This window comes from Bradyrhizobium sp. Kon37 (genome assembly GCF_055807535.1).
Genome location: NZ_JBVVOY010000032.1, coordinates 1 through 19,300 on the forward strand (window position 1 = coordinate 1; position 19,300 = coordinate 19,300).

General features: G+C 63.7%; 17 protein-coding genes and 4 pseudogenes. 5 read left to right on the plus strand and 16 right to left on the minus strand.

The features are described 5' to 3' along the window. A partial coding sequence (locus AC0L3J_RS33495) for an SbmA/BacA-like family transporter (RefSeq protein ID WP_473349940.1) occupies positions 1-150 on the plus strand: 150 nt, incomplete at its 5' end. A 465-nt stretch (positions 151-615) separates the two neighbouring features. On the opposite strand, the gene AC0L3J_RS33500 is transcribed toward AC0L3J_RS33495, so the two are convergent. After that, complete coding sequence (locus tag AC0L3J_RS33500) at positions 616-1,203, minus strand: GNAT family N-acetyltransferase (RefSeq protein ID WP_094183269.1); 588 nt, start codon at positions 1,201-1,203, stop codon at positions 616-618. Positions 1,204-1,643: 440 nt separating this feature from the next. Between AC0L3J_RS33500 and AC0L3J_RS33505 the strand changes: the two are divergent. Beyond that, positions 1,644-1,940: pseudogene (locus tag AC0L3J_RS33505) on the plus strand (aldehyde dehydrogenase family protein); the annotation flags it as partial. Positions 1,941-2,057: 117 nt separating this feature from the next. Here the strand turns inward: AC0L3J_RS33505 and AC0L3J_RS33510 are convergent. After that, positions 2,058-3,560 (minus strand): SGNH/GDSL hydrolase family protein, encoded by a 1,503-nt coding sequence (locus tag AC0L3J_RS33510; RefSeq protein ID WP_473349916.1) that lies wholly within the window; start codon positions 3,558-3,560, stop codon positions 2,058-2,060. Between the two features lie 54 nt (positions 3,561-3,614). After that, positions 3,615-4,375: pseudogene (locus AC0L3J_RS33515) on the minus strand (IS5 family transposase). A gap of 135 nt (positions 4,376-4,510) precedes the next feature. On the opposite strand from AC0L3J_RS33515, the pseudogene AC0L3J_RS33520 reads away from it, so the two are divergent. Beyond that, positions 4,511-4,748: pseudogene (locus AC0L3J_RS33520) on the plus strand (MFS transporter); the annotation flags it as partial. A gap of 4 nt (positions 4,749-4,752) precedes the next feature. Here AC0L3J_RS33520 and AC0L3J_RS33525 read toward each other — a convergent pair. The 9 genes and pseudogenes from AC0L3J_RS33525 to AC0L3J_RS33565 form a co-directional block, all read right to left on the minus strand. Next, positions 4,753-5,019: pseudogene (locus AC0L3J_RS33525) on the minus strand (type 2 isopentenyl-diphosphate Delta-isomerase); the annotation flags it as partial. Continuing rightward, positions 5,006-5,908: a terpene synthase family protein gene (locus AC0L3J_RS33530; protein WP_473349917.1), complete on the minus strand. Its 903-nt coding sequence runs from the start codon at positions 5,906-5,908 to the stop codon at positions 5,006-5,008. The pseudogene AC0L3J_RS33525 and the gene AC0L3J_RS33530, both read right to left, overlap by 14 nt. Further along, positions 5,905-7,455, minus strand: a complete 1,551-nt coding sequence (locus AC0L3J_RS33535; protein ID WP_473349918.1) for a hypothetical protein — start codon at positions 7,453-7,455, stop codon at positions 5,905-5,907. The genes AC0L3J_RS33530 and AC0L3J_RS33535 overlap by 4 nt, the downstream gene beginning before the upstream one ends. A gap of 295 nt (positions 7,456-7,750) precedes the next feature. After that, positions 7,751-8,749 (minus strand): polyprenyl synthetase family protein, encoded by a 999-nt coding sequence (locus AC0L3J_RS33540; protein ID WP_473349941.1) that lies wholly within the window; start codon positions 8,747-8,749, stop codon positions 7,751-7,753. A gap of 96 nt (positions 8,750-8,845) precedes the next feature. Then, positions 8,846-10,189: a cytochrome P450 gene (locus AC0L3J_RS33545; RefSeq protein ID WP_473349919.1), complete on the minus strand. Its 1,344-nt coding sequence runs from the start codon at positions 10,187-10,189 to the stop codon at positions 8,846-8,848. After that, positions 10,189-11,034, minus strand: a complete 846-nt coding sequence (locus tag AC0L3J_RS33550; protein ID WP_317246466.1) for an SDR family oxidoreductase — start codon at positions 11,032-11,034, stop codon at positions 10,189-10,191. The genes AC0L3J_RS33545 and AC0L3J_RS33550 overlap by 1 nt, the downstream gene beginning before the upstream one ends. Further along, on the minus strand, positions 11,021-11,329 hold the full coding sequence (locus AC0L3J_RS33555; RefSeq protein ID WP_231188988.1) for a ferredoxin: 309 nt from the start codon (positions 11,327-11,329) through the stop codon (positions 11,021-11,023). The genes AC0L3J_RS33550 and AC0L3J_RS33555 overlap by 14 nt, the downstream gene beginning before the upstream one ends. 1 nt (position 11,330) lies before the next feature. Then, on the minus strand, positions 11,331-12,620 hold the full coding sequence (locus tag AC0L3J_RS33560) for a cytochrome P450 (RefSeq protein ID WP_473349920.1): 1,290 nt from the start codon (positions 12,618-12,620) through the stop codon (positions 11,331-11,333). Between the two features lie 94 nt (positions 12,621-12,714). Then, entirely contained in the window at positions 12,715-13,917 is a 1,203-nt protein-coding gene (locus AC0L3J_RS33565; protein WP_317245096.1) for a cytochrome P450, read from the minus strand. Between the two features lie 288 nt (positions 13,918-14,205). Here AC0L3J_RS33565 and AC0L3J_RS33570 point away from each other — a divergent pair, with 288 nt between their 5' ends. Next, entirely contained in the window at positions 14,206-14,346 is a 141-nt protein-coding gene (locus AC0L3J_RS33570) for a hypothetical protein (RefSeq protein WP_231189001.1), read from the plus strand. Between the two features lie 249 nt (positions 14,347-14,595). Here AC0L3J_RS33570 and AC0L3J_RS33575 read toward each other — a convergent pair whose 3' ends face one another. Next, a complete protein-coding gene (locus tag AC0L3J_RS33575; RefSeq protein ID WP_007600177.1) occupies positions 14,596-15,795 on the minus strand; it encodes a cytochrome P450 in 1,200 nt (399 codons plus the stop codon). Between the two features lie 147 nt (positions 15,796-15,942). Between AC0L3J_RS33575 and AC0L3J_RS33580 the strand changes: the two genes are divergently transcribed. Continuing rightward, entirely contained in the window at positions 15,943-16,671 is a 729-nt protein-coding gene (locus AC0L3J_RS33580) for a TetR/AcrR family transcriptional regulator (protein ID WP_007600176.1), read from the plus strand. Between the two features lie 810 nt (positions 16,672-17,481). Here AC0L3J_RS33580 and AC0L3J_RS33585 read toward each other — a convergent pair. From AC0L3J_RS33585 to AC0L3J_RS33595, 3 genes are read right to left on the minus strand one after another with little or no spacing between them, the layout of a single operon-like run. Then, positions 17,482-17,838 (minus strand): aminotransferase class I/II-fold pyridoxal phosphate-dependent enzyme, encoded by a 357-nt coding sequence (locus AC0L3J_RS33585; protein WP_231189005.1) that lies wholly within the window; start codon positions 17,836-17,838, stop codon positions 17,482-17,484. Positions 17,839-17,846: 8 nt separating this feature from the next. Continuing rightward, complete coding sequence (locus AC0L3J_RS33590) at positions 17,847-18,083, minus strand: GntR family transcriptional regulator (protein ID WP_473349942.1); 237 nt, start codon at positions 18,081-18,083, stop codon at positions 17,847-17,849. Positions 18,084-18,089: 6 nt separating this feature from the next. Beyond that, positions 18,090-19,046, minus strand: a complete 957-nt coding sequence (locus AC0L3J_RS33595; protein ID WP_473349921.1) for an IS481 family transposase — start codon at positions 19,044-19,046, stop codon at positions 18,090-18,092. Positions 19,047-19,300: the final 254 nt, after the last annotated feature.

The window sequence follows — 19,300 nt, forward strand, 5'->3', positions numbered from 1 at the left end:
CAAGTACGAACCTCGTTTCAGTATCTCGTCAACTCCTGGAGCACGATCGTCGAACTGATCTCGATCTATCAGCGGCTACGGAGCTTTGAGTCAAAGATCCATGGTGGGCCACTGCCGTCGATCGAGACACAAAAGGAGCCAGCCTCATGATTGGCGTAGCTGCAGGAGTTGACGAAACCCGGCCCTTGAGCCGCTTGCCGCAGACCCGATCCGACGCCCCACACTGCGGTCATCGCGTCCCTTGATCGTAGCCCCGTATCAACGCTTGTGCTCTCGCGGTGCCTAGACCGGCCTCGGTCCAACTGTTGCGCGTTCCCGAATTGCACGCACCGCATACTTGCGATGCCAGCCGGTCGTCGCGCATATCGCATCGAGATGCGCCTCTTTTCGCCCGGGTGGCCGACCGGCAACGATCCCTTTCGGCGGACACCACCTGCCGCCCCGCGCCCATGCTGATCTTTCCCGCCATAGACGCCACCGGACCAATTCGATGGCAGCCACCCAATCACCGGCGAGAAGTTGTTCAGTAACAATCCGGATGGGGCAATGCGCCTCAGTTCGGCGTCTCAAGGACGCTTCGGGAGCCGCAGCATGCGAAGCGTCTCCGAATTCCGCTCACCGCGTCTTTCGCAACATCGGCGTAAGTGGAGGTGAGCAACCGTGCTGTATCTCTCCAATAATCTTGAACCCGTGGCGTTGGTAAAAGGGAATGTTTTCAGGATTCGAACTTTCGAGGTAGGCAGCGAGGCCCTGCTCATCACAGCGTTGAAGAGCGTACTTCATCAGCAATGTGCCAAGCCCTTGTCCGGCCCAGTTCGGATCGACAGCGATCAGGGGCAAATACCAATGTGGCTCGGAGGGATGATGTTCGGCCATTCCCTGGCGCAGGTGTGCCATATGTTCGCTGATTTCAGGGCGCAGGGACAGCGCCATGATTGCGTCCAGCGCATCCTCATCCTGCTGCACGCCCGGAGGCAGCCACAGGGCCGCCGCGCGAGTCTCTCCCGTGACGTATGCTGTGCCATGCTCGAATGCTCGTCCGCCACAGGCCTTGATGAACTGAGTCATGCTGCCAAGATATTGCCCAGGGTCCGGCCAACTCCAACGCATCAAAGGATCGGCGGCAAAGCCGAGGACAATCGTCCAGACGATTCTTGCCCGAATACTTGCGTTCGCCGAGGTGACGCCCGGCTCTCTTGTCATGCTTCACCGCTTTTGGATCGCAGAGTTGAAGGTTGGAGCACAGGACCGATACCTTGGACGTGAGCGGAATGGATGTGCCCCCGAACATTCATCGGATCCCTTTAGTTTCCGTCTCCCGCGCTCATCCTGCCTCAGAAGACCGCCTTCGACGGCCGCTTCGGACGGAGGTTCCTCGCTGGAGGCCCTGACCCTTGGGGCTGGATCTGGATCTGGCGAGGACTTGTGCTTTTCGCCATGAGAGCGTCATCTGGATCCCGCGCTTTCCGAAGAAAGGGTCCGTTTTATCGGCGTCGACAACTCTGCCAGCCTTCCGAAAGCAGCGAAAAGACGATTTGAGCTACAAGGTGATCTTGTTTCGCCAAATGTTGCGAGTTGCATTCGCTCGACGAGTCTAAGCACCGCAGTATAATTTGGAACCTGCCAACCCAGGTAGGTGCTTGGCATTCGCCCTAAGGATTGCCAACGACTTCCCCCTTCGGCCTTGCCGCAGCGATCCGCACCCGTGACGTCGCCCGCGCGCATCGAGTTGCCCCTTCGTCGGCCGGCGTCGTCTGGGTCAACGATCATCACCGGTGCTCGACCCCGCCTCGCCTTGGGGGCCTCGGCTATTCCGCCACCGTCCGCGAATACGCACCGAAACCTTCGACAACCACTTCAACACTAAGAGCGTGATGATCGCCACGCACAAGCAGCCGTTCGACTGGTATCGCGACACGGCCAACCAGAAGCGGCTGAACAGTGTTGCTCCAGGTGCGAACTGCGTTTGCCACGCCCACAGGCTCCGGCCCAAACCGATGCGATTGTCCCCGAAGCGGCCCCACTGAGCGAAACCTGCGGGCCAAAACGTCAGCGCCTCACCTTTGGCTGCGATTCTTTTTCTGCTTTAGCATTGGCGCCGGCGCAGATACCGGGATGCGATCATCGGGCGAAGCCGAAGCCATTGGAGTATCCTTAGACTGTTCGCGTCCGACTTCGCGGCGCGGCCAGACAAAATCGTCGGCGCGACCGGCCGGTGCCGACAAGGGCTCACCTTTGACCAAGACACGCGCTGCTAGCGCATCCATTGCCATCGGCGCCCCTGGACCGCCGAGCAATTGATCGGCGCCGAAAGAGGGGGCCACCAAGGGAAAGATCGGTCCGGCGAGCGGGCGCAGGTCCGGTTGACCCGGCGGCGCATTGACGTCGAGCTTTGCCGGTTCCGTCGGCGGCGCGATCGGCGCGGAACGAGTAGCCAACAACCGGTTGATTTCGCGTTCGACATAATGCGCAAGCTTGCGGGCGCCGGGCTTGGTGAAATACACGCCATCGGAGGAGCGCAGCTGACGGATCTGGCCTTCGAAGTCGGGACCGCGCTGCATAAAATGGCCGGCTTCATCGACAAAGCTGTCCCAGACATCGACATAAGTGATGCCGGCCTTGCCGGCCGCCTCGCGATAGAGCGAATCCAGAAACAGGGTGTCGGCTGTTGCCTTAGGGCCACGTACCACCGGCAGGCCAACCCACAGCACCGGCACCCCCTTAGATTTGAGCACGCCGATCATCTGTTCGATTTTGTTTTTGTAGAGCTCGATCCAGCGTTTCTCGCGATACTCATAGAGGCCGTTCGGCGAGCGCGTGCTACTCTCCGGCTCGATAGCCGGCGCGTCGGCGGCGTCATTTGGCGACAATTCCGTATCGACCAGTCTGCCATCCGGCTTCGCGTCGACGTTCGTACCGCCCTCCGGCTTGACGCCCGGTTTGCCTCTGGCTTCCTTCTTGTCTGCGTTTTTGTCCGATGGCTTGATATCGGATTTCTCAGCCGGCGGCTCGCGCATCCCGACTCGGTCATCGAGTCCGAGCATGACGACGATGACGTCCGCTTTTTCGGTCGCGAGAATGCCTTTGGCAGCGGCGGCCCAATCGGCCGGATTGCCCTTCGGCTGATATTTGATAAGGCCTGAGACGGTCTTATGTCTGCGGATCACGCCCATGTCAGGCTGTTCGGCATAGGCGTCTTCAAGACCATAGGCGAGCCAGTCCGCCATGGCATCACCGAGCACAAGAACATGGCGCTCCGGTACAGTATCGCGCTTTCCGGCCGCGGGCGCCCTCGAAAAATCCTCGCGCGCGGGCGGCAAGGTTTGCCGCCGATCCCAACGAGGCTGGGGAGCAGACGGCTCAAACATGTCGTTACCAAACCAGCCGCCGCCGAATCCGCCACCGCGTTGCGGCTGCGGCCGTTGCTGATATCCACCGAAATTGAAGAACTGCGCCGACGTCGGGCCGACAACGCCGACCACCATCCCCCCAGCGATGGTTAGCGCAATCAGGGGACCTCTGTCGGTAAAGATACGCAATTTTCTTAGTTTGTTTGACATGCTCTTGGACCGCACAAGACGAAGAACTGCCGCGACAGAGACTAGGGTTCAGACTCAATTGATCCAATAGGCGACGACGGCGGCGAGGTGGACGGCGGCCAAGAAGTTTCTAGCAAGTTCGTCGTAGCGAGTAGAGACACGCCTGAAATCCTTGAGCCGGCAGAAGCAGCGCTCGATAACGTTTGCGTCCTTTATAGGCGCGTTTGCTGAAGCTGTGGAGGGGCACCCTGTTGGACTTGTTCGGAATGACGAGTTTCGCGCCGCGATTGACGATTTCGGTGCGAAAGCCGTCGCCATCGTAGCCTTTGTCCCCAATGAGGGAAGACATGGGCGCCGCGAGTTTCAAAAGGGCCGGCCCTGCGGCAAGATCTGCGTCTTGTCCCGGAGTGAGATGAAATGCGCAAGGTTTGCAATCGGGGTCGCTCAGCGCGTGGATTTTCGTGCTCCGCCCGCCGCGTGAGCGGCCGACGGCCTGTTCATGCTCCCCCCTTTTCCGCCGCTCGCGGAGCGATGCGCTTTGATCGAGGTGGAGTCGATCGACAAAGTCAGGCCGTCCTTGCCGCAGCGGGCGAGCGCTTCAAAGATAGCCTGCCAATGTCCGCGCTTAGCCCAGCGATTGAACCGATTGTAGATTGTCGTGTAAGGGCCATAGTCGGGCGGGCAATCGCGCGAGCGTGCGCCGCACTGGAGCATGTGAACGATACCGCTGATGATGCGTCGATCGTCTTCGCGCGCCGGCGCGCTCTGGTTCATTGGCAGCTGCGGTCTATCTGAGACCACTGCTTGTCGTTGAGCCAGAACAGTCCTTTGCGCATCGAAGCCCCCATGCCGAATCAACTTGGCAAGAGCGAATCAGAAGCAGTTAATTAGGTACAGACCCTAACAGAAGACAAGCGGCAGACGTTCGAAGAAGGCGGTCCGCATCAAGGGAGAGCGTCAAACTCGAATCCGTGAACGCAGGCACTCGTCTTGATCGACTGCTGGTCGGGCCATTCCATGGCCGCCTCATGCTGCTGATCGGCATCGGAATGTTTTTCATCTACATTGCCGGTACCGTGCTGAGCGTGATGCCGAAGACCAGGTTTGGACCCTCGCCCAGAATGCGGTGTTCATCTCCGCGACCTTCGTCGGCATGATCTGGGATCGTTGCGTACCGGGTTTCTCGGTGATCGCTATGGACGCCGCTTCGCGCCATGATCTTGCCCACCAGCCAGGCGCAGCGCTCGATCTGCGTCAGGTCCAAGTCGCATGCGCAGTGTTCGAAACCTATATACTTCCAGCCGTCGGCGATCGGAGCCGGTGCCGTTCGCCGATCCAGCACGACGTCCAGATAGTCGTCCTTGCACGGGCTCATGGCGGTGTCGCTCATGCTCGCTCCATCGGGCGACGGCGTTGCGTCCGATCTGACCGAGGGGAGCGGGCGCTCGCCTCCGCCTCCCGCGCGTTCAGCCCGGCGCACGCTGGCCTGCCCCCGCGGCGTCGCTGCGATAGCGGCTGGTCGAGGTCTGATAGTACTGCGCGCAGATGTCGGCCATGGCCTCGATCAACGCTCCCCATGGCGCGGGAAAGCATTCTTCCGCCATCAGGCGGTGCAGCATGCGCGTATGGCCGGCCAGCTCGTCCTTGAGGAACTCCATCACAGGCATAGCCGGATAGCGCTGCAGCAGCAGGATCGCCGCGTTGCCGGCCTCGCCCGCCGTCCTGTCCTTGTCGCGTCCATGCAGATCGTTCTGCAGACGCCCTATCGCGGAGATGAGCCGCAGGACCTGGCGAAATGCCGGACGCTCGCGCAAGGTCGCCATGTCCAACCCCCACAGCAATGACAGGCAACAGAACACATTCGCGTAGGCGATCGAATCGACGCCATTGTGCAGGTACTCGGCGTAGGACCAGCGTTCCGTCCCTGCCGCCTGCGCGGATCCGTCGCGCAGCGCTGCGCAGTAGCGCCGGGTATCGTCGAGAAGCTGAGCATAGTCGCCACGATCGTAGGCGAGTGCGGCCAGCGAGGCGCGCAGCACCGCGCAGCCCTCGAATCCGGGGAGCGCGCACGGCAGGCCCTGCCCCAGCGCCTGCTCCACCGCGGCGAGCTGCTCCGGCGCGATCAGGCCAACGTCGTTGCAATCGTCGAGCCAGAACAGCAGCGCCAGTTCGCGATAGAACGCCACGATCAGCGTTTCGTCCTGCGGATCGCGGCCGGTGCGGGCGCTGGCGTCGCGCAGGCTCGGATGGATGCGCTGCAGGATGTACTGGCCGCCCCTGACTGCTTCCACGGCATGCTCATCGGCGAACCCGGTCAGGGAATGCCCCCACTCCAGCACCTGCTGCAGCGCGCGTTGGGTCTGGATCATGGCGCCGCTCCTGCTCCCTTGGCCAGGGCGCGCCGCCCCCAATGAAGTGCCAGCCACAACCCGGCGAGTTCAGCCACGCGCACGACCCGCGTGGGGCAATATAGTTCTTTGCCGATCCACAGCGGCGTCTGCGGCAATGGATGCGCCGCATGGCGGGCGAGCATCCACTCCAGCGCACGCGCCACCGCCTGCGCGATGCGCCGGCGCCCTGTCGGCTCTTCGTTCCCGTCCATCACGTGCAACGCGAACAGCGCATAGGCGGTTTCCTCGAATGTGGACGCGCGACCGGCGCCCCAGCCGCCGTCGTCGCGCTGCGCGCGCAGCAGCGCCGCCAGCGCGCGCTCGTCGCGCCACTGGGAGTTGCCTTGCGCCAGCGCAGCGATGGCATGCGCGGTGGGATACAGCCATGAAACGTGCCATTTTTCGTTGTCCCATACACCGTCCGGGTTGCGATTGGCTTCGACATAGGCGCTGGCGGCGGCGGTAGGCTTTCCAAACAGTCGCAACGCATGCAGGGCATGGATGTTGGTCGACATCGAGGCATTGCGCTCGCCAGGGAAGGTGACAAACAGCTCGCCGCTTTCGAATTGGCGCAACGCATCGACCGCCGGGTCGCGGCCTGCAAGGCGCAGGACACACAACGCAATGGCGGTGTCATCCGCATCGGCCGCGAAGTGCAAGGCCGGGCCGAGACCGCGCACGCTAAGGCGGGCATCGAGCTGCGCGACGATCACGCGCAGCACCTCAGTGAGCGCGGGATGCGCGAACAACCCGGCCAGATGCAGGGTGTACAGCGACCAGCATGGTTCGAACACGTTGATCGGCCAGACGTTGGGAACGACACCTTCGATGCCGCTGCGCGTCGCCTTCGATGCCGCCTTCAGATACGCGTCCGCGCGCCCGACCTGCGGCGTGCTCCCCTGTGTCAGGACGTGCGCACGCCACGCGGCGGTGGCCGCCGGACTGATGCCGATGCTGCCGTCGTCGTCCGGGCATGCGGTGGTCGGCGAGGTCCCCCAGGCTTCCCAGGAGTGCAGCAACGGATGGCCGCTCGGCAACGTCGCCACCGCCGCCAGCTTGACCAGGCACGCTTGCCGCAACGGCAACAGCGCCGGGTGGCGCGGAAACGCCACGCCGCCCAGCAAGGATGCGGCCTCGCCGCAAAATTGCGGCAAGATCAGCTCCGCGCCGATCGGCGCGTCTTCCGGCACCGCATGCGCGTAGGGATCGGGCTGGCGTTCGAGGAACCGGGTTGCAGCCTGGACCGCGTCGGCAGCGCCGGGAAGAGGATCGGCACGTTGCAATGCCAGCAACGCCGCCCACGTGGGCGCATGACGGAACAGCGGGAAGTCCGCGCTTCCCCATCCGCCATCGGCCTGTTGCTGCGAGATGAGCCACGCGTAGGCGTCCTGCCGACCGGTGACGTTGCCGTGGAATTGCAGAGCTCGCGCCGTGTCGTAGACGGACGGACCGACGCTGCCGCCGTCGCTCATCTCGCTCAGCAGGTGGCGCAATTCGGAAAGGATCTGTTCGGACTGCGCGTTCACGATGTTCCTTCTGCAGACGGTTGACGAGAACCAGGATCGGGCAGACGCCGCACACGTCGCCGCAGGTCCGTCGCGGCCCGGCCGATGGGCAGCGCCGGACGGCCGCACTGCTCTGGCGCGGCGACTTGCCACCGACGCTGGCGCCGGTCCGCCGCATAGGCTTGGCGGCAGCGCGCCGCGGCCGTGCAGGGCAACCGCTGCGATGCGCGCCGCGGACTCGGACACGGTGCAGCATGCACCGCTACCGCCGGCTGATCGCAGCGGCACAAGGGCGACTCCATGCGCACGGGCGCGCTCATGCGCATGGCGCGTGCTTGAACAGGTGCGCGTTGGCCCGCTGCAGCATCTGCCCCAACCGTTCCGCACGCGGCCCCAGCGGGACGATGGCCTCTCCGGCGTCGCGCAACAGATCGAGCGCGAACTGGCGCGCAGCCTGCAGCCCCATGATCGACGCGCAGGTCGGCTTCTGCGCCGCCGCGTCCTTGCCGGGGGTCTTGCCCAGCGCCGCGGTATCCGCCGTCGCATCGAGAATGTCATCGACCACCTGCAACGCCAGGCCGAAAAAGGCGCTGTAGCGATCGAGCGCACAGTACAGCGCAGCGTGCGCGGCATCCTCCGCGATGGCGAATAGCGCGCCCATGCGAACGGACGCGCGCACTAGCGCTCCGCTCTTCATCCGGTGCATCGCGACGATCCTGTCCAGCTCGACGTGCTTTCCGACCAGCGACAGATCGATGGCCTGCCCGCCTGCGGCACCCTCGGCGGACACCGCCTGCGCCAGTTCGCGCACGAGCGCGATAGGATTGTCGCCCGGCGCATCCAGGCTCGCCAGGGTCAGGAAGGCGTGCGCCTGCAGCGCGTCGCCGACCAGGATCGCGGTGGCTTCGCCGAACTTGACATGCACGGTCGGAAGGCCGCGGCGAAGCACGTCGTTGTCCATCGCGGGCAGGTCGTCGTGGACCAGGGTACAGGCGTGCATCATCTCGATCGCGGCGCCGACGTCGTCGAGCATGTGCGCCGGCGTGTCGGCCAGTGTGCCGGCAGCCAGACAGAGCAAGGCGCGGGTGCGCTTCCCGCCATGCAAGGTGGCGTAGCGCATTGCCGCGATCAGCTCGGTCTCACCCTTGTCTTCGACGCAGAGACGACGCGCGAGCGCTTGTTCGACCCGCTTTGCGCCGTCCTGCATCCAGATCTCAGGCATCAGCCTGCCGGAAGCGCCGCGCGCCTGCGCGCCCAATCCGCCGAGCGCGGAAACGCCAGTTCGGTCGTCGTGTAGCGTGGAACCGGTCTGCATGCTGTTCATGTCCTTGTACCTGACAGGAGACGGCCAGAGCGGGCCGCCGCGGTGTTGCCGGCGTCGCTGCCTCGCCACACAGGCGCAAGCGCCAGCTCATGAGAATCCGATGCGGATTTTCATGGACGGATGTGCGGTCGGGTAATAACGCCGGCCTTTTTCGACGCCGCTCAGCAACCGCGGCCGCACCCCGGCCTTGTGCATGGTCAGCGCCAAAGCGATGCAGAACTGCACCAGTTCGAGCCACACCAAGTGGTAGCCCATGCAGACGTGTGGGCCGGTACCGAACTGCAGCATGTCCACCGGCCGGATCGGCTCCGTGCGTTGCAGCCACCGCGCCAGGCGGAACTGATCAGGCGCCTCGTGCAGCAGCGCCGAGGTCGAGAAATGCAGCAGCGGGATGCACAGATGGGTGCCCGCGGGAATGCGCCGTTGGCCGAGTTGCAATTCCTGCAGCGCCCGACGCGGCAGGAGCGTGGTCGTCGGATGCACGCGCAGCGTCTCGCGGAACAGGGCCTCAGCGACCGGACACTGCGCCAGGTCCGCGTGCCGGGTCGGCACCGCGCCCACGCGTTGCGCCTCCTCGACCAGGGCGTCCCACAGCACAGGCTGCCGCGCCAGCTCGATCACCATCCAGGCCATCGTCGAGGCGGTGGTGTCGTGACCGGCAAGCAGCAGCAAGCGGATATTGGCGACCAGGACGTCATCGGAGAGCGCATCGTCGCTGCGATCGAAGGCGCTTACCATGTCGTTGATCAACCCGGTGCGCGCGGCATGCGCGCGCGCGTCGCGGACGAACTGGCGCAACTGCGCGTCGATCCAGTCGCGGGCGGCGCGGCCCCGCCGCAAGGGCAGCCCGGGCAGGTCGACCGGGGGCGCGACGATCAACTGCAGCAGTTGCCGGTACTTGCGATGCCATCCTGGCAAGTCCTGCGCGGGGATACCCATGAGGCTGAAGATGAGTTTGAGCATCAGGTCGCCGGTTTCGCGCAGGATGGTTACGTCGCCGCGGTCACGCCACGCCTGCACCCGCGCCCAGATGACGGGCGCGAACAGGTCGCCGATGCCGGCCTGAGTCAGCCCTTTGGGCAGGAACGCCGCCTTGATCGCATCGCGCGCCTGCCGGTGCGCGCCGCCGTCCTGGGCGACCAACGTTCCGCCAAGTAATTCGGGCGCGATCTCTTCGATCACCACCGAGGACACGTCCTTGTGCCGGAGCAGCGCGAACGCGTCCGGATCCACGCAGGTCATCAGGTGTCCGGCAGGGCCGAAATCCAGCCAGAAGTGGCTGCCCAGCATCCGTTCCGCGCGCCGCAGCAGGCGCGGCAGGTCGCAGACGATGGCGGGAAGATGCCCGACCAGGGGGAAAGCGCCGGGCACGATCGGGATGTCGTACCGCAGCCGGTGCCGACGCGCCAGCGGGTTGAGCAGCATGTCCATCAGCAGCGCGGCGCCGCAGCCGCTTCGGCGGTGTTGCCGGCAGGCCGCGCGGCGCGGCTGTTGCCACCGTCGGCGTACGTCGGCACATGCGCCAGCATGCCGCCGTCAATGCACACGACCTGGCCGGTGATGAACGCAGCATCCTCGGAAAGCAGGAACGCCACCAGCGCGGCGACGTCCTCGGGACGGCCGACGCGCGGCAGGAGCTGGTGCCGGCGCAGATGCCGTTGCATGCCCTCGTCCAGCTTGGCGAGGAGACGCTCGGTCATGATGAGACCCGGCGCAACCGCGTTGCAGCGGATCCGCGCATGACCGTATTGGGTGGCGAGCGAGGCCGACAGCATGTTCATCGCCGCCTTCGACGCGGCGTAGGACGTCTGCGCGGTGTCACCGCTGAGCCCCTGGCATGACGACATGTTGACGATCGCGCCACCGCCGCGGGCGATCATCGGTGGGATTGCCTGCCGGCAGCAGAGCAGGGTGCCGCGCAGATTGGTCGCCATGGTCTGGTCCCAGACCGCCAGATCCAGGTCGAGGATCGCGCGGTCGCGCGGGGTCAGATGCATGGCGCTCGCGTTGTTCACCAGCAGGTCGACCCCACCGAAGTGCCGCTCCGCCGTCTCGAACAGCGCTGCCACCGCCTGCGCATCGGCGATGTCCATCGCCAGGGCCAGCGCGTGGCCCGCTTCGGCCGCGATCTGCGCGGTGCAGGCGATGGCCGCCGCGCCGTCAATGTCGGCCACCACCACTCTGCCGCCCTCGCGCGCGATAGCGAGGGCGCATGCCTTGCCGATACCGGCGCCGGCGCCGGTTATCACGGCCACCTTGCCTTCAAACCGTCCCATCGTGTCCTCGTCGATTGCGTTGGTCTTTCGCGGCATGCCGCTCGGCCTCGGCCGGAGAAGGCGCAGGGTCGGCGGTGGCGCGCTCGTCATCGCCAGCGTCGCTTTCGATGACCCTAATGGCGGCGACCGGGCATTGGCTGGCCGCGAGCCGCACGGCGGCGTGCAGCGCCTGCGGGACCGTCGCCACGCACACTTCGGCCACGCCGTCCGGTTCGCGCTGGCGAAAGGTGCCCGGCAGCGTCAACACGCACTGCCCGGTGGTTCCGCACATATCCTGGTCGACCACGACGCGCATCTCAGTCCCCGTGCTCATGCAGCCGCACCGGCAACGCGCGGAACGTCCTAAGGAACGCGGAGGGCTCCCGGCTCGGCTGCTCGGCCAATGCCAGCGTGGGGAAGCGCGCCTGGATCCGCTGCAGGCTCTCGGCCAACTGCACCCGGGCCAGTTGCGCACCGAGGCAGAAGTGGATGCCGTGGCCGAAGCTCAGCATGATCTTCCCGTCGGTCGACATGCCAGGACTGGTGCCGTAGAACCGCGCGGGATCGAAGCGGTCGGGGTCGGCGAAGGCGTCCGGGTCGCGATTGCCGGCCGCGATCAGCACGCGCACGTCCGCGTTCTTCGGGATCACCACGCCGCCTAGTTCGATGTCGCGCTGGGCGATACGCGGAATGGAGCTGAACATGGCGGGCGCGTCGCAGCGCAGGACCTCTTCGACGAATGCCTTCACCCCCACGGCGTCTCCCTGCAGCCAGTGCCGCTGTTCGGGATACGCCAGCATCGCCAGGACCGCATGGTCGATGGTCGCGGCAGTGGTGGCGAAGCCGCCCAGCAGCATGCCCCACAGCATGCTGATCAACTCCGCATCCGACAGCGTGTCGGCATCGTCCTCGTGTGCGCCGACCAGCATCGACACGATGTCGTGGCGGGGATCGGTGCGCCTGCGCTCTATGAGGTCGCCGAAGTAGGCCTGCACCCTGGCGCTGGCCGCGTCCGCCGCGGCAAGCTGGGGATCGCTGGCGTGCGGGCTTAGGCCTTCCAGAATGGCGCGGATGCCGGCGGCGAGCCCGAACATGTCGTCTTGGGGCATGCCGAACAGTTCGGCGAAGATTAGCATGGGCAAGGCCAGCGCGAATTCCCGATGCAGGTCCACCGTCTCCCCGCGCTCCAGCGCGGGCGCCATGCCGTCCAGGCGCGCTGCGACGATGCGCGCGATGCTCGGCCGCAGGTCGTCGATCTGGCGCATGGTGAAATCGCGCGAGATCAGCCGGCGCAGACGCGTATGCGTCGGTGGGTCCTTCATCGCCAGCGTGGACGCCAGCAGATTGAGCGACAGGCTGGTCGCTGCACGCGGGAAATAGCGCGCCAGTTCGCCCGGCGCCGGTCCCCGAAACGCATCGCCCGTGGCCTTGAGCGCCCAGTAGATGTCGCCGTGGCGGCTCAACAGAAAGAGGCCCGACGCCGCGCGATGCACCGGATCGTGCTCGCGCAACCACCGCATGAACGGATACGGGTCGTGGATGCACGCTGGCGACGCCAGTTCGGCGAAGGCGTCCCGGCATGCTGCCGTGGTTTCTTGCACGTCCATCTTGGTTAACTGTTGGCTTGCTGATCGGAACGGCGCGCGCCAGGCGCGCCGGCAAATTGCGGAGAAGATCGCGATTCCCGGCGGTGTCCGCGCATCACCAGAGCACCGGCAACTCTTCGAACCCGCCAGTGATGATCTCCTTGCGCAACTTCAGTTCTTCCGGCGCCACGGCCAGGCGCAGCGCGGGAAAGTGCTGGAAGATCGAACCGAACACCACTTTGAGTTCCAGCCTGGCCAGCGCCATGCCGAGGCAGTAGTGCGGACCGTAGGAGAACGCCAGGTGCGGGTTTTCGGCGCGCCCGATATCGAAGATTTGCGGGTCGTCGAAATGGCGCGGATCGAACGACGTCGCAGGCAGTCCGACCAGCACCTTGCTCTCCGCGGGAATATGCACGCCCGCGATGGTCACGTCGGTCCTCGGATAGCGCATGATGCCGTCCCAGCCCACGCCCGCCGGGTACATGCGTAGGATTTCCTCCACCGCCGTGTCCACCAGGGATGGATCGCCGACCAGGCGTTCGCGCTGTTGCGGATGGCGGAACATGGCCAGCAGGCCGAATTCGATCTGCGCGACGGTGCTCTCGTGCCCCGCCACCAGCATGCCCGCGGCCAGACCGATCGCCTCTTCCTCGGTCGCCTTGCCCTGGTCGACCGCCGCGAGCAGGTCCGTCAGCAGGTTGTCGCCCGGATCCTGGCGCTTGTCCCGCATCTTGCTGCGAATGTAGGCGCGCAGTTCTTCCCAAGCCAGGCGCGACGCGCTGCGCGGGCCGCTTTCATGCTGGTGCGTCATTACCTCGTCGGACAGGCCGGCGAAAAACGCGTGATCCTCGTAGAGCACGCCCATCAGCGCGCTGATGACCATGGCCGGAAGCGGAAAGGAGAGGTGGCGCCGCAGGTCGGCGGGCTGGGGCTGGGCCGCCAGCGTCTCGAACAACTGCGCGGCGATCGCCTCGACCTGCTGCGCGAGCAGCTTCACCCTGCGGTCGTTGAAGGCTGGCGCCACGATCGTGCGCAACCGGGCATGCTCGCCCCCCTCGTGCGAGACCAGCCACCCCGGCGAACCGAGAATTACAGAATCCGGGGTGAATGCCGCCGGCGGCATTCCCGCGGGCCGGAACGCCGCGTCGGACAGCACCGCCTTGGCCTCGTCGTAGCCTGTCACCCACCAGCCTTCGTGCCCGGACGGGAAGCGCACGCGGTGGATCGGACCGTTGGCGCGTAGCGCCAACATCTTGGGCGAGGGCTCGATGTGATCGACGCGCCACATCGGCAGCGTCGGCAAGGGTTGTTCGGACATGGTGACACTTCAGTCTCTACGCGATGGAAGGGCGGAAGGTGACCGGCAGACGGTGCGGGCTTCACGTGCGCTTGCGTTCGCTTCTGTTCGTCGATGATGATGATCGGCGGGGACGGCGGCCGGAACCTAGGGCCTCAAAGTGGCTTTAGCCAACTACCGAATCTTGTAGTAGCGTCCTAAACTAAACGCTTGGTGGCGCAAAAAATATGCGGAAAACTCTGCCGCCACGCGCTGCAATACGGAAACCTATTTCCGATGCGTATCCGCCTATGTTGGTTGGCTACATGCGTGTCGTCGGACTCCGACGGCGAGAGCACGGACTTGCAGCGCGATGCGCTGCTCGCCGCCGGCATTGATCTGGTGACCTGCCTGGGGTTCGCCACGATGACGATGGCGTATTTCGCAAGGCTGATAGAGGGCCCGCGTTGATTCTCGATGCAAACGTTATCAAGGCGATCGTTGATCCTTCGGGCCCTTGGGAGCTCCTTTTCAAGAACAAGATCCCTTCTCGGCTCAACGAACTTCCATGCGAAAGGCGTGCTGAACTATAGCAACTACGTCGAAGAAGCAGCGGCGCTTGCACGACAACACCTTTCGGGCAATAAGCTCGCAAAGGAAGCAGGTCCGCCAGCCGTCCTGGCGGGCAATGACAGCCGCCGCAAAGAGCCCGGGCTGGCGCTATTTCGTCGTAACGCGTACCGGCAGTGAGCTGAGGGCCCGCAATCCACTGCTGTCGCGGTATACCGGCTCGCCCGTTATCTCGATTGATGCGACGCTCGCCGCCAAGGCGGCCAGAACGGCTTCGCCTTCGAGCCGCGCGACCATTTGCCCCACGCAGCCATGGATCCCGGTGCCGAAGCCGATATGGCCCGAGACGCGCCGGGTGATGTCGAACTGGTCGGGCTGCTCCCACCGCGTTTCGTCGCGATTTGCAGAACCAATCAGCAGCAATACTTTCTCGTGCTTACCGATCGGCACCCCTGCGATCTCGGTTTCATGCGGTGTGGTCCGAAAGACGTAAGGTGCGGCGGAATCATAGCGCAGGCTCTCATCGAACGCGCCGCGCGCCAGCGAAGGATTGGCGGCCAGAATGGCCCACTGCTCCGGATGACGGACCAAACTAAAGAGGGCCATGCCTGTTGCACTGATAGTCGTATCCAGTCCCGCCGAAAGAAAGGACCGGACGAGCAGAGGCGCTTCGTCATGGGTAATTTCGCCGCTATCGGCGGCCTCGTAGACCTGTGCGCCAAAACTGCCGGGAGCCAAGGCGTCCCGTTGGCATTTCGCGGCAACCCAAGGCAAAACCTCAGGTGCCTTGGCCATCAGAGTTCGGAAATAATCGTTCTCCGGCCCCATGCCGGCAAACACCATTGCGCCGTAGGTCAGAAAATTTTCGCGGCCCTCATTGTCGATGCCCAGGGCATCCGGAAATACAGTCACCGGAAATATTTCGGCAAGATCGCGGACGGCGTCGAATGATCTCTTTTCAATGAGTTCGTCGACCAGCGCGGCGGCCTTGGCCTTGAAACCGTTCTCGAGGCCCCGCATGGCACCCGGCGACATGATCCGAGCTAGCACCTTTCGGGTGCGTGTATGTAGCGGTGGGTCAGCTTCGAGGACGATGCTCGGCGGACGCCACGGCTTCTCCTTGAAATAATTGACGATGCCAGCACCACCGCCATTGCTGAAGTTCACATGGTCAGCAAAGACCGCCTTGATCTCGGCAAAACGCGGCACGGCGAAGATGCCGTATTTCTCGAGCCTGACGACGGGTGCCTTCGCACGAAGCTCGGCATAGGCCGGATAGGGGTCGATGCGAGTGTCCCAGTCGAACGGATCGAAATCGCTGCAGGCATACTCGCGTGCGGAAGTTGCCACTGTTTGCCTCCGTTTGGTCGCTTCTACTTAATTGACTATAGTCATTTATTGCAGAAGATGGCAAGCTAGGAATGGAGTGGCGTTTTTTGCTCGTGATAACAGCCATGTAGCTGCAGGACAGACCAGGACAGACCGGGCGGAGATTGGATGTCGGCCGAGAGATCAGGAAACTCCAAGGGGATGCGACGCTTTCAGAAGCGCGCACGCCAAGAAGCTGATAAGCGCGCGTTGCAGGCTCGAATCCTGGAAACAGCGCGAAAGGAGTTCGCGAGCGGCACACTCGAAACCGTTTCGATCCAGAAGATCGCCGATGCGCTCGGTTACTCGAAGGGTACGGTTCTCAAATACTTTCCGACCAAGATCCTGCTGCTGCTGGCAGTGAAGGAGAGGAATCTCGAGGAAATGGCGGATCGGCTCGACCAAGTCCGCGCGCTTCATTCCAGCGGTGAGGTCCGGCTGCGGCGTGTCATGGAGGCCTATATCGAGTATTGGGTGAACAACCCCGATCATTTTCGATCGCTCTATTCGATGGCCGGCACAGTCGAGGACAGGCGTTTTCCCGACGGGGTTTATTTCGGTGAAACTGAGATCGCACGAAAGGGCTACGGGCTATTTGTGACCTCGATGGCGGAGTATCTTTCCGAATTAGGGGTGGAGGCGACGCCAAGGCTGACGGAGCGCCTCGCGACCGCCCTGCTATCGGCGGCGCATGGGGTGATCTCGCTGCCACTGGGAACACCAACGATGAAATGGCCGGATACTCGTGGCAACGGACGATTGGTCCTCGACAGTCTCATCGACGCTTGGTCGGCGAAGATTAAAGCCGCTCGGCAGACCGAGACCTGGCCGAGAATTTCCATCGGTGATCTTCTTTAGTTCGGCAGCACCGGCTTGATGGCAGCCGATCTATCGTCGCAGCCAAGAAAAGGGGCTGTCGTGCGAAGGGATTCGCCACGCGTACCGAAACGAAGACGGACACCTACGCGTGAGAAGCGACGTTTACTGGCCGGCGAGCCATAATGTCCCGAAGTATCTGAAATATATCGGACAGTTCTTTAGGATCGCTGGGGGCGCCAAAACAGATGCGAATGGCGCCAGGATCCCCCTTTCCCACCGCTGAGGCGATGCGGGGGGGGACAAGTATGCCTCGTCCTGGCGCAGCGGCCGTAAACCGATCTGCGGACCACTCTTGCGGCAACTGCAACTATCCGTAGAAGGCTGAGAACTGAAGTTTGCGGCATTGGGAAAAAGTCTAGGAGCACCCCGTAACGTTCGTGCGCCTGACGCCGCCGCTCACGCAGAAGTTCTTCCAGCTTTCCGCTCTCAATCAACCGCACCACAGTCTCCTAACACCTGAGCAACAAACCAGGCACAGGCGTGCAGGAGGAGCTGAGTTTGAGCGATGTAGGCCGGCGGGACTGTCACTGTCCCGAGCCTGAAGGCTGGCGCAAGGTATTTGGAGTAGGACGTGATTTAGAAGGAGAGGGCCGGCACCAATGAGGCGATCGGCACAGGACGCTCGGGGAAGAAAAAGCGGTAAACGTCATCCTCTATGATGGCGAGATCGAGCTCCTCGGCGAATTCACCGATGCGCCCCCGCGGTCAAGACTCAGCGTGCGAGCCGTGGGGCTCTGCAACGTCGGCAGGCAATAGAGCACTCGCGCTCGGGACGCCCGGCAGGCTTTTTCAGCGCCTCAGGGTCGATTCGGTCCTCATCCATGTCCACGGGCACCAAATTAAGGTGGCTGGCGCGGCGATGGCTTTGAAGCAGGGATAAGTGAAAGCACCCACCAAGACACTGTCGCCGGGTTTTGCCACGAAGCGCAGGGCGACATCGATCGCGTGCTGGGCGCCGTTGCACAGAATCAGCTGTGCCGGCGCGACCGTAAAGGCGTTGTCAGAGAGCGAGGCTGCGATGATTTCACGTTCCTGGGAAAGGCCAGCGTGAGGATGGTAGCCCAACAACAGTGCAAGATCAGGTTCGCGCACCACCTCGCCAAACAACGCGGACAGGACCTGCGTTTCGCTTCCGTGGCCGGGCACGCTCAGCGCTAAATTGACCGGTTCATGTCATGCCGTGGCCGCCTCGGCCTGCGCGGCGAATGACGCCGGACGAAGGTGCCCTGCCCGACATGTCCGCTGATACCGCGTTGTTCGGCCTTCTGATAGGCTTTGCTGACGGTGCCGACGGACAGGCCGAGCTCTGGTGCCAGTTCAAGGTGCGGCGGAAGGCAGTCGCCATCGGACAGCCGACCGTCAGCGATGTCCCGCTCCAGAGCACTGACCAGGGCGAGCTAGCTGTGGAGCCTCAAGAGGTTGTCCTCGGTTAGACCGAGTCTGCTGATTGGCTTTTGCGAGTTTATACCACCATGTGGTCTGTGCCAGTTGTATTGGTGCAGCCAGATTGGCAGTTCTTGGGCGCGCCGATCTGATGTTGGATAGGCTTTGGCGTAAGCCCATTCCCGAAGTGCGGTCTGGATGAAGCGTTCGGCCTTGCCGTTTGTTCTCGGCGTGTAGGGCTTGGTGCGGATATGCTTGATGCCCAAATCCCGACAAGCATCGCGGAATGCGAAGGACTGGTAGCAACTCCCATTATCGGTCATGACGCGCGCGACGGTGACGCGGAGGCTTTTGTAATAAGCCACAGCCGCCTTGAGGAAGGAAACAGCACTCTCCGCCGTCTCATCGGGCTTGATCTCGGAGAAGGCGACGCGGGAATGGTCGTCAATGCAGACGTGGACGAAATCCCAACCGGCGCCACGGCTTTTGTTCGGGCCACTCGGATCGCCGGTGATGCGGTGGCCGACACGCTGGAAACGCCCGAGTTTTTTGATGTCGAGGTGAATGATTTCGCCTGGATTCTCGCGCTCATAGCGACGTTCCGGCTCGGCCGGCTCCAGATCGCGGATCCGGTTCAAGCCCAAGCGGCGCAGGACGCGGCTGACGGTGGCCGCCGACACCTCGACCTCGGCCGAGATCTGCTTGCCGGTGTGGCGCTGCCGGCGCAAGGCCTCGATGGCTGCACACGTGGCTGGCGGGATTTGGCTCGGCGATGAATGGGGTCGCGACGAGCGGTCGCGCAAGCCATCCACACCTTCCCCGCGGAACCGCTTGACCCATTTGGCGACGGTCTTCGGCGTCGTGTTGAACTGGTAGGCAGCGTCGGCCTGGCTCAGCCCACCTTCCACCACGCTTCGGACCATCGCCTCTCGACCTTTGGGCGTCAGAGGCGCATTCTTGTGGATGTTCATCTGGTCTCTCCTTGGAAAACTGAAGCTTCGCAACCTCAGCTTCCTCGGTTCAGACCAGATGGACAACCTCCTGAGAGACCACAGCTAGCGCGCCCCCTCGGACGCGAGTTTCCGCGGCCGGCGCGTATCTGCAGAAAGCCTGGCGCGGCAAACGGCCAGTACGTCATCACGCCGGAGACGAGCCCCGGCTTCGTGGAGGCACTCCCTGTCAGCAAATCCCACGGCATCGGTCCGGCGACTTGCGCCAAGATGAA

Bases quoted from the DNA above. Each gene is read 5' to 3' on its own strand.
- AC0L3J_RS33530 (WP_473349917.1), bottom strand. From the start codon at position 5,908: ATGATCCAGACCCAACGCGCGCTGCAGCAGGTGCTGGAGTGGGGGCAT.
- AC0L3J_RS33580 (WP_007600176.1), top strand. From the start codon at position 15,943: ATGTCGGCCGAGAGATCAGGAAACTCCAAGGGGATGCGACGCTTTCAG.
- AC0L3J_RS33595 (WP_473349921.1), bottom strand. From the start codon at position 19,046: ATGAACATCCACAAGAATGCGCCTCTGACGCCCAAAGGTCGAGAGGCG.
- AC0L3J_RS33565 (WP_317245096.1), bottom strand. From the start codon at position 13,917: ATGTCCGAACAACCCTTGCCGACGCTGCCGATGTGGCGCGTCGATCAC.
- AC0L3J_RS33500 (WP_094183269.1), bottom strand. From the start codon at position 1,203: ATGACAAGAGAGCCGGGCGTCACCTCGGCGAACGCAAGTATTCGGGCA.
- AC0L3J_RS33545 (WP_473349919.1), bottom strand. From the start codon at position 10,189: ATGGACATGCTGCTCAACCCGCTGGCGCGTCGGCACCGGCTGCGGTAC.
- AC0L3J_RS33550 (WP_317246466.1), bottom strand. From the start codon at position 11,034: ATGGGACGGTTTGAAGGCAAGGTGGCCGTGATAACCGGCGCCGGCGCC.
- AC0L3J_RS33540 (WP_473349941.1), bottom strand. From the start codon at position 8,749: ATGCAGACCGGTTCCACGCTACACGACGACCGAACTGGCGTTTCCGCG.
- AC0L3J_RS33560 (WP_473349920.1), bottom strand. From the start codon at position 12,620: ATGGACGTGCAAGAAACCACGGCAGCATGCCGGGACGCCTTCGCCGAA.
- AC0L3J_RS33510 (WP_473349916.1), bottom strand. From the start codon at position 3,560: ATGTCAAACAAACTAAGAAAATTGCGTATCTTTACCGACAGAGGTCCC.
- AC0L3J_RS33555 (WP_231188988.1), bottom strand. From the start codon at position 11,329: ATGCGCGTCGTGGTCGACCAGGATATGTGCGGAACCACCGGGCAGTGC.